The 12941-nt window shown below is 57.2% G+C and carries 12 protein-coding genes; 6 read left to right on the forward strand and 6 right to left on the reverse strand.

Features of this window, described 5'->3' with window-relative positions; translation table 11 throughout:
* Positions 1-112: 112 nt before the first annotated feature.
* The 5 genes from PG731_RS01700 to PG731_RS01720 all read left to right on the forward strand — a co-directional run bounded on the left by PG731_RS01700 (position 113) and on the right by PG731_RS01720 (position 6515).
* Positions 113-703 (forward strand): 2-oxoacid:acceptor oxidoreductase family protein, encoded by a 591-nt coding sequence (locus PG731_RS01700; protein WP_270771742.1) that lies wholly within the window; start codon positions 113-115, stop codon positions 701-703.
* Complete coding sequence (gene porA, locus PG731_RS01705) at positions 696-1955, forward strand: pyruvate ferredoxin oxidoreductase (RefSeq protein WP_270771744.1); 1260 nt, start codon at positions 696-698, stop codon at positions 1953-1955. Before PG731_RS01700 ends, porA begins: the two co-directional genes overlap by 8 nt.
* 12 nt (positions 1956-1967) lie before the next feature.
* Positions 1968-3089 carry a thiamine pyrophosphate-dependent enzyme gene (locus tag PG731_RS01710; protein WP_270771745.1) on the forward strand — a complete coding sequence of 374 codons (1122 nt, stop codon included), beginning with the start codon at positions 1968-1970 and terminating at the stop codon, positions 3087-3089.
* Between the two features lie 16 nt (positions 3090-3105).
* Positions 3106-4731, forward strand: a complete 1626-nt coding sequence (locus PG731_RS01715) for an NAD(P)-binding protein (RefSeq protein WP_270771747.1) — start codon at positions 3106-3108, stop codon at positions 4729-4731.
* 173 nt (positions 4732-4904) lie between these two features.
* The gene (locus PG731_RS01720; RefSeq protein WP_270771749.1) at positions 4905-6515 is read left to right on the forward strand and encodes an MFS transporter; all 1611 of its coding nucleotides are present in this window, start codon (positions 4905-4907) and stop codon (positions 6513-6515) included.
* Between the two features lie 110 nt (positions 6516-6625).
* On the opposite strand, the gene PG731_RS01725 is transcribed toward PG731_RS01720, so the two are convergent.
* From PG731_RS01725 to PG731_RS01735, 3 genes are all read right to left on the reverse strand, one after another.
* Positions 6626-6964 (reverse strand): hypothetical protein, encoded by a 339-nt coding sequence (locus PG731_RS01725; RefSeq protein ID WP_270771751.1) that lies wholly within the window; start codon positions 6962-6964, stop codon positions 6626-6628.
* Complete coding sequence (locus PG731_RS01730) at positions 6961-7278, reverse strand: type II toxin-antitoxin system prevent-host-death family antitoxin (RefSeq protein ID WP_270771752.1); 318 nt, start codon at positions 7276-7278, stop codon at positions 6961-6963. Before PG731_RS01730 ends, PG731_RS01725 begins: the two co-directional genes overlap by 4 nt.
* A 358-nt stretch (positions 7279-7636) precedes the next feature.
* Complete coding sequence (locus tag PG731_RS01735; RefSeq protein WP_270771753.1) at positions 7637-8743, reverse strand: glycerate kinase; 1107 nt, start codon at positions 8741-8743, stop codon at positions 7637-7639.
* 161 nt (positions 8744-8904) lie between these two features.
* Between PG731_RS01735 and PG731_RS01740 the strand changes: the two genes are divergently transcribed.
* Positions 8905-9879 (forward strand): hypothetical protein, encoded by a 975-nt coding sequence (locus PG731_RS01740; RefSeq protein ID WP_270771755.1) that lies wholly within the window; start codon positions 8905-8907, stop codon positions 9877-9879.
* A 55-nt stretch (positions 9880-9934) separates the two neighbouring features.
* Here the strand turns inward: PG731_RS01740 and PG731_RS01745 are convergent, their stop codons facing one another.
* From PG731_RS01745 to PG731_RS01755, 3 genes are all read right to left on the reverse strand, one after another.
* Positions 9935-10951 (reverse strand): acetylxylan esterase, encoded by a 1017-nt coding sequence (locus PG731_RS01745; RefSeq protein WP_270771756.1) that lies wholly within the window; start codon positions 10949-10951, stop codon positions 9935-9937.
* Positions 10952-11148: 197 nt separating this feature from the next.
* A complete protein-coding gene (locus tag PG731_RS01750) occupies positions 11149-11994 on the reverse strand; it encodes a carbohydrate ABC transporter permease (protein ID WP_270771757.1) in 846 nt (281 codons plus the stop codon).
* The gene (locus PG731_RS01755) at positions 11991-12941 is read right to left on the reverse strand and encodes a carbohydrate ABC transporter permease (RefSeq protein WP_270771758.1); all 951 of its coding nucleotides are present in this window, start codon (positions 12939-12941) and stop codon (positions 11991-11993) included. The genes PG731_RS01750 and PG731_RS01755 overlap by 4 nt, the downstream gene beginning before the upstream one ends.

A 12941-nucleotide genomic window follows, 5' to 3' on the forward strand; every position in this document is an offset into this window, starting at 1 on the left:
TTTATGTCGCCCGTCACTAACAATCTCACCTTTCGACACGTATAAACCGCGCTATTACGCGACTTTTTTGTGGCTCACACAAATTGTTGACAATCAACCTACGGTCGAAGACATGGTTGAAGTGAGAATCCACGGCCGAGGAGGACAGGGAGTCGTCACGGCATCCGACCTGTTAGCAATGACTGCTTTTACAGACGGACACCACACGCAAGCTTTCCCGTCCTTCGGTTCAGAACGTACCGGCGCACCCGTTGTGTCCTTCTGCAGGATCACCGACAAGGAGATTCGTACGCGCGAGCCTGTACTCGAGCCTGACGTCATCGTCGTTCAGGATCCAACGCTGTTGTCGGTGATGGACGTGTTCGCCGGCTTAAAACCTGAAGGCTACGTGCTTTTAAACTCGACAAAATCATTCGAAGAGCTCGGTCTGATGGACCTCGTGAATTCTTTACCCCAGGGGCATGCGATCACGATCCCCGCATTCGACATCGCCCGCGAGCACGTGGGCAGGCCGCTTCCGAACGCGGTCATGCTCGGCGGAGTCGCGGCACTGACCGGCTTGATCGCCCTGGATTCCGTCACCGACGCAATCCGCAAGCGGTTCCCTGGCAAGGTTGGCGAAGCAAACGTTAACGCCGCGACCGCCGCATACGACCAGGTGAACGCTGAGCGCGCAAACACGAAGGAGGGCGCTGATGCGTGAACAAATCGAAGGATCGCAGGCGATCGCAAAGGCTGTCGCAGCTTGCTCGCCCGAAGTGATCGCTGCCTACCCGATCAGTCCACAAACGCACATCGTCGAGGCCCTCTCCGCGCTGGTGAAGAAGGGCGACCTGACGGGATGCGAGTACCTGAACGTTGAATCCGAGTTCGGTGCAATGAGCGCCTGCATCGGCGCTTCCGCCGTTGGCGCGCGCACCTACACGGCAACCGCATCGCAGGGCCTGCTGTTCATGGTCGAAGCGGTGTACAACGCTGCCGGCCTTGGCCTGCCAATCGTCATGACCGTCGCAAACCGCGCAATCGGCGCTCCGATCAACATTTGGAACGACCACACGGACGCGATGAGCCAGCGCGATTCCGGTTGGCTACAGCTCTATGCCGAGACGAACCAAGAGGCCGCTGACCTGCACGTTCAGGCGTTCCGTATCGCCGAAGAGCTCTCCATCCCGGTCATGGTCTGCATGGATGGCTTTATCCTGACCCACGCGATGGAGATCGTGGACGTTCCCGAAGCGGAGCAAGTCAAGAAGTTCCTGCCCGACTATGAACCGCGTCAGGTTCTCGATCCGGCATATCCGGTATCGATCGGTGCAATGGTCGGTCCCGAGGCCTACACCGAGGTCCGCTACCTCGCTCACCATCGCCAGATGCAGGCGCTGGAACTCATCCCGCAGGTCCAAAAGGAATTCGCCGAAATCTTCGGACGCGATTCGGGCGGCCTGGTTCGCCCCTACCGTTTGGATGACGCCGAGACGATCATCGTGTCAATGGGCTCCGTGCTGGGCACCATCAAGGACGTCGTCGACGAACGCCGCGAGCGCGGCGAAAAGATCGGCGTTCTGGGCATCACGAGTTTCCGCCCGTTCCCGATCGACGCGGTGCGCGAGGCCCTGAAGAACGCCAAGCGTTTCGTGAACGTCGAGAAAGCCTTCTCCGTTGGTATCGGTGGCATAGTGTCGTCGCACTGCCGTTCAGCCGTGCGCGGGATGGGCATCGACAACTACGAGGTCATCGCTGGCCTGGGTGGTCGCCCGATCACGAAGACATCACTCCACTCGATGCTGGACGATCTGGAAGCGGGCACGCTACCCGCGCAGACGTTCTTGGATCTGGATCACGAGCTGGTGGACGCCGAGCTCGCACGCGAAAACGCCACGCGCCGAAGTGGCCCGACCGCAGAGAACATCATGCGTGATTCGAAGGCCCGCACCGATGCGGCTCTAGGGAATTGAAAGGGATAACTGATGGCTGTTGAACTTGGCATTCCCGGTGTTGGCGCGACGCAGATCCCTGCTCGCGAGCACGTGAAGTTTTATCAGGTTGGGTCCTACGCGGTGGGCAACCGACTTGCTGATGAGGACTACCGTTCGGTTCAGTCCGATCCGAATCGTCTCAATACGCTGACGTCTGGCCATCGCGCCTGTCAGGGGTGTGGCGAGGCACTGGGTGCTCGCTACGCGCTTGATACGGCGGCGGCTGCAGCTCACGGTGACCTTGTCACGGTGAACGCAACCGGGTGCCTCGAGGTTTTCTCAACCCCCTACCCCGAGTCGGCCTGGACCCTGCCGTGGCTGCACTCCCTGTTCGGTAATGCTCCTGCCGTTGCGGCAGGCGCTGCCGCTGGCTTGCGAGCCAAGGGCAAGCAGACTCGAGTCATCGCTCAGGGCGGTGACGGTGGCACGGTCGATATCGGCATGGGTTGCCTGTCGGGCATGTTCGAACGTAACGACGACGTCCTCTACATCTGCTACGACAACGAGGCGTACATGAACACGGGCGTTCAGCGTTCCGGCGCAACGCCTCCAACCGCTCGCACCGCGACGACTCAGCCTGTTGGCGAAAACCCCGGCAACCGTTTCGGTCAGGGCAAAGACATGGCTCGCATCGCCATGGCACACGAGATTCCCTACGTTGCCACGGCCACGGTCGCTGACCTTCGCGACCTGGAATACAAGGTCAACAAGGCGATGAGCTACCACGGTGCCCGCTACATTCATGTCCTCGTCCCCTGCCCACTCGGCTGGGGCGCGGCCTCGAATATCACCGTGAAACTCGCACGACTGGCAACGCAAACGGGACTCTTCCCCGTCTTCGAAGCAGAGGGTGGCGAAATCACGTCAGTGACAAAGATCCGCCGTCCCACTCCCGTCGAAGAGTACCTGCGCCCGCAACGTCGCTTTGCCCACCTGTTCAAGGGCGGGGGCGATCCTGAAACTCTTACACGCCTGCAGGCGATTGCTGACCGAAATATCCGTCGCTACGGCTTGATCGACGCAGATCAGCTAGACGAAGACGTTCTCGACCGCGTCCTGCGCGCACCCGAAGATCCCGAGGGTCGCTTCACAGACGACGAGACCGGCAAGTAAGGAAGAGGACCAGACAATGACGATTGAAACTCAGCCCTTCGCGATCACACTGAACGTAGGGTCGTCGCTGGCAAACGAAACCGGTTCATGGCGTACTGAACGCCCCATGTACGTTCACCTTCTTCCTCCGTGTAACGTCGCATGCCCCGCTGGCGAGAACATTCAGCAGTGGCTCTACCACGCTGAAGAAGGCGACTACGAGGGCGCATGGCGCGAAATCATGGTCAACAACCCACTACCCGCAACGATGGGTCGCGTCTGCTACCACCCGTGTCAGACCGCATGTAACCGCGTGCAGGTTGACGAGGCCGTTGGTATTAACGCGATCGAGCGCTTCCTTGGCGACAAGGCAATCGCTGAAGGGTGGACGGTTCCAGTGACCGCTCCCGATTCGGGGAAGTCCGTGCTGATCGTTGGCGCCGGCCCCTCCGGTTTGTCGGCTGCCTACCATCTGCGCATGGCTGGCCACCGCGTGCATATCAAGGAAGCGGGCCCGATGGCCGGTGGCATGATGCGTTTTGGTATCCCGTCCTACCGGTTGCCTCGTCATATCCTCGAAGCGGAAATCAAGCGCATCAAAGACATGGGCGTCACTTTCGAGTTCAATGCGAAGGTGGAAAACATCGACGATGAGGTCGGCAACTGGGACGCGATCTTCTTGGCTGTCGGCGCTCACATCGGTAAGCGCGCCTACATTCCCGCTGGTGAATCGGCGAAGATCATGGACGCCGTTTCGGTTCTTGAAGACGTTGAAACCGGTGAGAAGCCGATGCTCGGCCGTCGAGTCGTCGTCTACGGTGGCGGCAACACAGCTGTCGACGTTGCCCGCACGGCGAAGCGCCTGGGTGCCAGCGAGGCAATCATCGTCTACCGCCGTACCCGCGACCGCATGCCCGCTCACGACTTGGAAGTTGCCGAGGCCGAGGAAGAGGGCATCATGATGCGCTGGCTCTCGACCGTGAAGCATGTTGACGGCGAGAAGCTGACGATCGAAAAGATGGAGCTGGACGAAAGTGGCTTCCCGCAGCCGACCGGCGAGTTCGAGGAACTCGGCGCCGATTCGCTGATCATGGCTCTGGGCCAGGAGGCAGATCTGTCGCTGATTGAAAATGCGGCCGACATCGAAATCAAGGATGGTGTCGTCACCGTTAACGATCAGATGATGACCGGTATCCAGGGCGTTTTCGCTGGTGGCGACATGGTTCCTTCCGAGCGCACGGTCACGGTTGCGATCGGCCATGGCAAGAAGGCATCGCGCTACATTGACGCCTATTTACGAGGCGCCACATACACGCCAGCCGAAAAGCCCGGCGATGCATCGTTGAGCCGTATGACCACGTGGTACTACTCGGACGCGCCGCACCAGGTGCGCGAAAAGCTTGAAGGGCCTCGTCGCGCCTCCACGTTCGACGAGGTCGTTCAGGGCCTGGATGAAGAATCAGCCGTCTTTGAGGCACGTCGTTGCATGTCGTGTGGCAACTGCTTCGGATGTGACAACTGCTTCGGTGTCTGCCCGGACAATGCGATCACAAAGATCAAGCCCGGCACGTACGAGTTCAAGTACGACTACTGCAAGGGGTGCGGTGTGTGTGCTGAAGAGTGCCCATGTGGCGCGATCTCAATGGTGCCTGAGCAGGTATAACACTGCGATCCATACCGCCACGTCACCGCGTGTCATCGGCTAACAGTCATTGTTTTCCACCCCCCTTCCACTAGTCGCCACTTCTCAGACAACAACGCGTGGCTACCCCATACTTTCCCGGAAGTATGCGCAGGTCAGGTGATTTAACGTGTTCATTCGTGCAAGATAGGGGTATGACTTCAAGCGCTCCTCACGGAAAGAACGCTCGTCTTTCCGAAGCTGAACTCCGCACGCTGGTTGAGAACACGCCAGCATCCGGTAAACCGCGCAAAATCGCGCTACTGGCGACAATCGCCACTTTTGGATCCCTACTCTTCGGCTACGACACCGGCGTCATCGCCGGCGCCCTGCCCTACATGTACATGCCCACCGACGCGGGTGGTCTTGCAATCAACGAGTTCGAAGAAGGCCTAGTCGGCGCATTCCTCGCAATCGGTGCGGCCTTCGGCGCAATCATCGGCGGTCGTCTCTCTGACCGCTACGGACGCCGCCACAACATTCTGATCCTCGCCGCCATCTTCGTGATCGGCACACTCGGTTGCACTCTGTCACCGAACGTTTGGATCCTGTATTTCTTCCGCTTCATCCTCGGCTGGGCAGTCGGCGGGGCCTCGGCAACCGTCCCGATTTACCTGTCCGAATCTGCGCCCACGCGCGTACGAGGTCAGCTGGTTGCGCTTGACCAGTTCATGATCGTTTTTGGTCAACTGCTCGCCTACTCGATGAACGCAATGCTCTCGCGCGCTCACGGTGGCCCGCAAGTGCAGGTCGCGTCGGATGCAACAGGCACGCTCAATGCCGGCTCCTGGTACTCGTGGGATCAGGCATCTCAGGTCGCGAACCTCGCCGTTTCGGACGGCAACGGTTCGGCCTGGCGCTGGATGCTTGTCCTGGCTACGATCCCGGCAATCGCCCTCTGGATCGGTATGCGCATGATGCCTGAATCTGGACGCTGGTACGCCGCGAACCTCCACTACGCCGAAGCCATCGGCTCACTGAAGCGCATCCGTAACCCCGAACACGATGACGTCGCCTCTGAAGTTCGCCAGATGATCGATCTTCACCAAAAGATCGATGAAGAAGGTCGCTGGTCATTGCGTCGCACCTTCAAGGTGAAGTGGACACGTCGCTTGGTGTTCATCGGTATCGGGCTGGCGTGTTTCGACCAGCTGACCGGCATCAACACGGCAATGTACTACCTGCCGAAGATCCTGCATGCCGCCGGTTTCTCGTCCGCCGATGCCATCACGATCAACGTCATTACGGGCGCGGTCGCCACGATCGGCGCCGCTTTTGGCCTCTGGCTGGTCGCACGCCTGAAGCGTCGTACCGTCGGTATTTACCAGGAGAGCGGCGTAACGTTCTTCCTGTTCTCTCTGGCTATCGTGTTCGCCGTCGGCATCACCCCGTATACGCGCCTCGATGGCACCATCGATTCGACGATCCCTGTCTTCCTGCCCTGGCTGGTCGTCATTCTGGTGTCCCTGTTCGTGTTTGCGAAGCAGTCGGGCACGGTCAACTGGGTTCTCGTATCCGAGATCTTCCCCGCCCGCATCCGTGGCGTCGCCCAAGGCTTCGCGGTCGGGTGTGGCTGGCTGATGAACGCGGTTGTTACCTGGGTGTTCCCGGTGATGATCGCCCATTTGGGAGCTGCGAAAACCTACGCGGTCTTCGGTGCCATCAACGTGATTTCCCTGCTCTTCTACATTTACATCGTGCCCGAAACGAAGGGGGTTTCATTGGAAGAGTTCGAGGAAGAATTCTCGCTCGAACACGGGCACTGAGCTCCCACCAGCACTTTCAGCCCCAACGCTCGGGCCAGATCCGAGGTGAAAGATGGCAGAAGATCCCGGCCTCGTACCCAATTCACGAGGCCGGGATCTCTACTGAGCCCCTATCTTCCGCGTAGTCCGATGTGCTCAGGCGGAAGCGCCAATCTACGGCCAGCCTGTCGATAGACACGTTCTTTGTCGCGCCGGCCAATGGCGATGATTTCAACAATCTCAACGGTTGTTTCATCAACGATGCGGTAAACCATTCGGAGACCGGCTTTGCCCCACTTCAGCTTGCGACATCCCGCCAATTCTTTTTCAAGCGGAGTCCCCAACTGGTCAGCACGCTGAGCAAGCTTCTTCAACGCCACACCTACAAGGACCCGTTGCGACCCGTCGAGATTCGCGTATTCTTTAGCGCTTTCCTTGTTGTAGAAAGCTAAGGTGAAACGCTCACTCATTCGAAGAGTTCTTCATCTGGGATCATGTCAGCGTCATAGGACTGGAATTCGCGATAGAGGTCCTCACCCATTCCCTCGCGCATGCTGAGTCGACGACGATTCAGATCAATATCCCCTAGCCCCAACCGTGTGGCGACGCGTTGCAAGAAGACTATTTCACGTAGCTTTTCCAGCTCCGCGTACATTGATTCGTAGTCTTCGTACGACAGAATGACGGAATCGACAGCATTATGGTCGGTCACGAATTGAGCTCCATTTTTTGCACGCCGGCGAACCTCTGCGAATTTCTTAGAAGCATCCGTTGCGCTAATCATTTGATCCACACTGAACGTCGGTCGTGCCATTATCACCGTCGACATACCTGCCCCCCTTGAAGTAAGTACGTAATATTTTACGGATTTAATGACGGAACATCAACAGGAATTGAAGTACGCACCCGGCAACGAGGTACTCGCCGAACCTCGAGCTTCACGCCGAGCACGCGGTCATATAGGCGATACAAACAGGCTTTCAACTGGAAAAACGTCGTCTCACACAATTAAAAGCCACCACCGGCCAAACACCCCGACACTCAGGCCAGATCCGAGGTGAAAGATGGCAGAAGATCCCGGCCTCGTACCCAATTCATGAGGCCGGGATCTCTACTGAGTCGTACTCCTTACGAAACCCGAATCACTCAGCGTTCAGCGCACTCACAACCGCGGCGCGCAGGTTCTTTTGACCGTTCTTCAGCGCTTCTTCGAGCGGCTCAGCCGGATCGCCGACCTTCACAATCTTGGAAACGCCGTGCTCAAGCAGGATTTCAGCACCTTCTTTAATTCGGCCGGCGAAGATCATGACGGGGACACCGGCGGCGCGCGCGACCGCTGTGACGCCAGCGGGGGTCTTGCCGTTGATCGTCTGAGAGTCGACCGAGCCTTCGCCTGTGAACACCCAGTCGGCTCCCTGCACCACATCGGCTAATCCGACCGCGTCGGCGACGAGGTTAATTCCAGGCGTCAACTCCGCATGGAGGAAGGCACGTAGCGCAAAACCAAGGCCACCCGCGGCGCCCGAGCCCGGCAGAAGCGCGTCGTCTCCATGACCACTGGCGGTGACGAAATGCAGATGGAGGGAATCGAAGAATTCGACCTGTTCAGACTGGACTCCCTTTTGCGGGCCAAAGACTGCGGTGGCGCCTTCAGGCCCGTTCAGCGGGTTGGTCACGTCGCAAGCGACCTTGATGCTCACTCCATCCAGCAACGCGCCCAAGGCAGACGTGTCAACGCTCGCTACTTGGGCGAGATTTTCTAGCTTCGGAGCAAGCTCTGCACCATCCACATCGAGAAGACGCGCACCGAGCTCAACAAGCATTCCAATGCCAGCGTCATTTGTGGCGGACCCACCGATGCCGATCAGCAGTTCGCGTGCGCCACGCGACAGGGCGTCGCGAATGATCATGCCGAGGCCAGCAGTATTGGATTCGGCGACATTACGTTCGTGGGGAGCGACCAGTTCAATTCCCGCACACGACGCAACATCAAGGACGGCTCGCCCGTCCGCGAGCGCGTATTCGGATTGAATCGGTCTGCCCAGGGCATCCACGCTGTCGATCGTGATTCGGCGAGCTCCCCACGCGGTTGCAACGGCTTCAATGAAGCCTTCACCACCGTCGGACATGGGGACGCGCACACAGTCGGCATCGGGGTACACGTCATGGATTCCCTTTTCCATTGCCGTTACTGCTTCCAATGCAGTCATGTTCTCTTTGAAAGAGTCGGGTGCGAGGACGAATTTCACGGCGTTTCCTTGGGTGAGCAGGTGCCAGCACTGGGGTAGTACGGACAAACAGCATCATTACTGTTAACAACTAACAATAACGTGTATTGCCTGTTGTGAGAGCGGAATTGACTAGGCTGAGAACAGGAACTGTCCTAAAGAAAACTGACGAAGGAGTCCAGATGAGCGTTTCGATCGGCACCGGTAAAGTTCGCGCAACTATCCAAATTCAGGGCGCGATGACGACCGCACTTTTTGAGGCAGGAACGGATAAAGAGTTCACTCCCTCATACGTTGCCACGTGGGAAGGTTTCCCCGAGGCCCCGATTTTGGACAAGCTTCGTGGCGACTTCCTCTGCGTCCCCTTCGGCGCCGCACCCGAAACTGCTGAAGAACTGCCCGAGGGATGGCGTAATGGTCACAACGGTGCCAGCCCCTGGATCCACGGCCCCTCCGCAAACCTGCGTTGGAACGTCGAGGCGCTGGAATCCGATTCTGCCGTACTCAGCCTGGACTACGCCGACGACGACCCGGTGAAGCGCGTGGAGCGTCGCGTGACCTGCGTTGAAGGTGCTGTTGAATTCGAAGACTCGATCATCATGCGCGCCGATGCTCGCCTGCCACTTGGTCTGCATCCCATCTTCCATCTTCCTGAGAACCCGGGAGATGCTCACATCGAGCTCGGCGAAGCCGATGGATTCTGGGCTTTCCCAGCCGACTCGGGAACGACGGTTCTTGAACGTGGTGCGCGTTTCAGCGACCTTGCCAAGGCACCTCGAGCCGACGGTGGCACGATCGATCTGACTCACCTTCCCCTAACCGAAGAGGTTGACGAAATCGTTCTAACCGCGGGCCCCAAGGACGGGCGGGTCACCCTGATCAACGATGCTGAAGGATACAAGGCCACCCTTGAATGGGATCGCACCCTGTTGAATAACGTCATGTTCTGGATCTCCAACCACGGTCGTAAGGGTGCTCCGTGGGGAGGAACCAACCTCTGTCTGGGCGTCGAACCGATTACCTCGGCATTCGACTTCGGTGAAGGGGTTTCGGCATCGACCAGCCCTCTCACGGAAGCCGGATATGCTACCGCGATCGATTTGAAGGCAGGTCAGACCTACACGATTACTCACCGCATCAGTGCCGAACGCATCTGAGGCCTCGTAGTAGGGGCACCGTTGTTTTCTCAGCGCGGTTGCCCCTTAGCGTCACTCAGAATTCCCCCAAGAAGTCTTTCACCCACAACACCTGACGGTGCCACTGATACAGGCCACCACCCTCATGCTCGTTGAATGCGTGTGCATCAATCTGGGCACTCGGTCGCTGTCTGCCAGCCTCAACCAGCTTTTCACCCCACCAGTTCTTCGCGGCATACACCGTCGACGGCGGGCAACAGATATCCATGAGCCCAGTCGAGAACAACGCGGGAATCGTCGCACGCTTCCCCAGCGACACAATGTCGAAGTAGGCGAGGGTCTCAAACACCATCTCGTCACGGCCACGGAACACGGACAGGTAGCGGACGACTTCCTGATAGGGCGTGTGTTCGCTTAATCCGACCGCACGGCGGAAGTCGGCCATCCACGCAACGTCGGGCATCGTAGCCAAAACACGCGGGTTCAGAACGCCGGCCACAACGGACAGCGTGCCACCCTGACTTTGCCCGGTGACAATGATCCGCTTCTCGTCGCAGTGCGGAAGGTGCGCAGCAGCCTCAACCGCGTGGTGCGCGTCGATATAGATCCGACGGAAGTAGTAGTCGTGAGGGTCTTCGATTCCGCGTGTCATGAGTCCGAACTGGCCAACGCCCAGAGGATGCGGATCGACGGTGTCCGCCCCTGTCCCCCAGTTTCCACCTTGGCCACGATTGTCCATAACTAGGTGCGCAAAGCCCGCGCCCGCCCAGCCGAGGTGCTCGTACGGGAGGCCTCGTCCACCGCCGTATCCGCGGAACTCGACAATGGTGGGCAATTCTTCGCCGGGCTGAGCCGTTGCGGGAACTGTTAGCCACGCCTTGATCGGATCGCCCGCGTACCCGCCGAAGGTCACGTCGAAGACGCGGTGAGTCTTCACCACCAGATCGGTGACCTCTTCGAGCTGAACGGAACGCGGGTCGAAAGGATTCTCTTCAAGAGTCACCGCCCAAAATTCATCGAAGTCTTCGGGCTCGAAACTATCGGGGCGATAGGTTTCCAACTGGTCCCGGTCAAGGTCGAAGAAGGTCGACATGTGTACTCCTGCGTGTGCAATCCCCCGTGGTGCACCGTCTTTGGCAAACATCGACAATGGGGGGAAACGATTCCTCACACCTGTTTAGCAGATATCCGACCTGCATTTGACTCAACACAAGCAAAAGGGCGAGGCTTCAAGCTCTCACTTGAAGCCTCGCGCCGTATGGACAATCGAGAGTTACACCTCGCGCTCTGTCAGCCCTTGGTTGCACCACCTGCAAGACCCGCAACAATGTAGCGTTGCAACAGAATGAACAGGATCAGAACAGGTAAAGCAATGATTGTGGCTACTGCCATCAGATCATTCCAGTTCGTACCATATTGACCAATGATTCGATTCAATGCAACCGTCAACGGCTGGATCTCCTGCTTCGTCGAGAGTGTCAAGGCAAATGTGAATTCACCCCACGCCATAAGAAAAGCGAAAGACGAAATCATGATGATGCCCGGTCGAATCGTAGGAATGATAATCCGGACGATCGTCTGGATAGTGCTCAGACCATCAAGCTTGGCTGCCTCTTCAACCTCATACGGGAACTGCTTAAAGTAAGGGCGCAACAAGATCACTGCAAACGGTAGCGTCACAGAAATGTCAGCAAGCACAATCGAGTAGAACGTGTTATTCAGTCCAACCTGACGGAACATCACGAACATCGGAATCGAGATTGCAATGGCAGGAAGCAACTGAACCACCGTCAGCATGACCATCATCGAGGTTGTAATCACACCGCGCATTCGAGCCACTGCGTAAGAAACAGGAACTGCAATCAGCAACGTCAGAGCCAACACAGACACTGAAATTATCAGTGAGTTAACAAATGCTGTTCCGATGCCGTACTGACCAGAAAACACGGACTGAAACGAACCAAGATACAGATTGTGGGGATACATCGTCGGCGGATTCTGGAACATCTCTTGCCCAGTCTTCAATGCTGTATTGATCATCCAATACACCGGGAAAAGATAGACAATCGCAATCAGCCAACCGCATACTGACTTCAAGACTTGGGTGCGCCGAAACTTCTTATTCACTAAACTCACTTGAGATCCTCCTCGTTCAAGCTCTTCACATAGAACCAGGACAAAGCCAGTGGAAGAAGCAACGTCAACGCAGAAGCAGCCGCACCGTTTCCGAATTCAAAGACCTTGAATGTCTCGAGGTAAGAGTAAATCGGCAACGTCGTCGTCGAATCAACAGGACCACCCTTTGTCATGGTGTAGATAAGGTCAAAGACCTTGTATGTGTTAATCACACCAAGCAACAAAACAGAGATTGAAACTGGTTGCATCAAGGGGAAGGTAATTGAAACAAACTGACGCCACTTGCTTGCACCATCCACCGCAGCAGCTTCGTACAGACCATCGTCGATGGTATGCAATCCCGAAAGAAGCAGAAGCAGATTGAACGGGATGCCGATCCATAGGTTGGCAACAACAACAGCGAACATCGCAGTTGACCCGACAGTCAACCATTTCACTGGTTCATCGATGATCCCCATGGATAACAAGAAGTAGTTGAGGACACCGTAATCCGAGTCAAAAATCCACTTGAAAATGGTGCCTGTAACAACAGGGGGCAAAATCCATCCCACAAGCAGAAGAGCACGGATAATTCCATTGCCCGGGAACGGACGGCGGAAGAACAACGCCAAAGCGAAACCGATCGTGTACTGGAAGAAGAGACACGACACCGTGAAGATGACGGACAGTTTCAGCGCATTCCAAAAAGCCGGGTCATTGATAACGACAGAGTAATTCTCAAAATTGTTAAAAGAGAACGTCTGAGAAATCAGGTTCGCCCCGTTGGCGTCCGTAACACTCAAGAACAAGTTATAGAGCAGCGGAAACGCGAGGAAAACCAGTACATAAACGATTGCTGGAGCAGCCAAGAGAAGGCCGAGACGGCGAGTGCGAATCTCGTTCTGAGAACGCTTGCGTCGCCTCGGCTTCTCATGCTGCTCAACATCAGAGCTGAGCGTTGCTGTCAT

Origin of the sequence: Pauljensenia sp. OF14-1SRA (assembly GCF_027694595.1) — a bacterium.
GTDB classification, from domain to species: Bacteria; Actinomycetota; Actinomycetes; order Actinomycetales; family Actinomycetaceae; genus Pauljensenia; species Pauljensenia turicensis_B.

Bases quoted from the DNA above. Each gene is read 5' to 3' on its own strand.
- PG731_RS01710 (WP_270771745.1), top strand. From the start codon at position 1,968: ATGGCTGTTGAACTTGGCATTCCCGGTGTTGGCGCGACGCAGATCCCT.
- PG731_RS01755 (WP_270771758.1), bottom strand. From the start codon at position 12,941: ATGACAGCAACGCTCAGCTCTGATGTTGAGCAGCATGAGAAGCCGAGG.
- PG731_RS01720 (WP_270771749.1), top strand. From the start codon at position 4,905: ATGACTTCAAGCGCTCCTCACGGAAAGAACGCTCGTCTTTCCGAAGCT.
- PG731_RS01715 (WP_270771747.1), top strand. From the start codon at position 3,106: ATGACGATTGAAACTCAGCCCTTCGCGATCACACTGAACGTAGGGTCG.
- porA (WP_270771744.1), top strand. From the start codon at position 696: ATGCGTGAACAAATCGAAGGATCGCAGGCGATCGCAAAGGCTGTCGCA.
- PG731_RS01740 (WP_270771755.1), top strand. From the start codon at position 8,905: ATGAGCGTTTCGATCGGCACCGGTAAAGTTCGCGCAACTATCCAAATT.
- PG731_RS01700 (WP_270771742.1), top strand. From the start codon at position 113: ATGGTTGAAGTGAGAATCCACGGCCGAGGAGGACAGGGAGTCGTCACG.
- PG731_RS01725 (WP_270771751.1), bottom strand. From the start codon at position 6,964: ATGAGTGAGCGTTTCACCTTAGCTTTCTACAACAAGGAAAGCGCTAAA.
- PG731_RS01730 (WP_270771752.1), bottom strand. From the start codon at position 7,278: ATGATTAGCGCAACGGATGCTTCTAAGAAATTCGCAGAGGTTCGCCGG.
- PG731_RS01745 (WP_270771756.1), bottom strand. From the start codon at position 10,951: ATGTCGACCTTCTTCGACCTTGACCGGGACCAGTTGGAAACCTATCGC.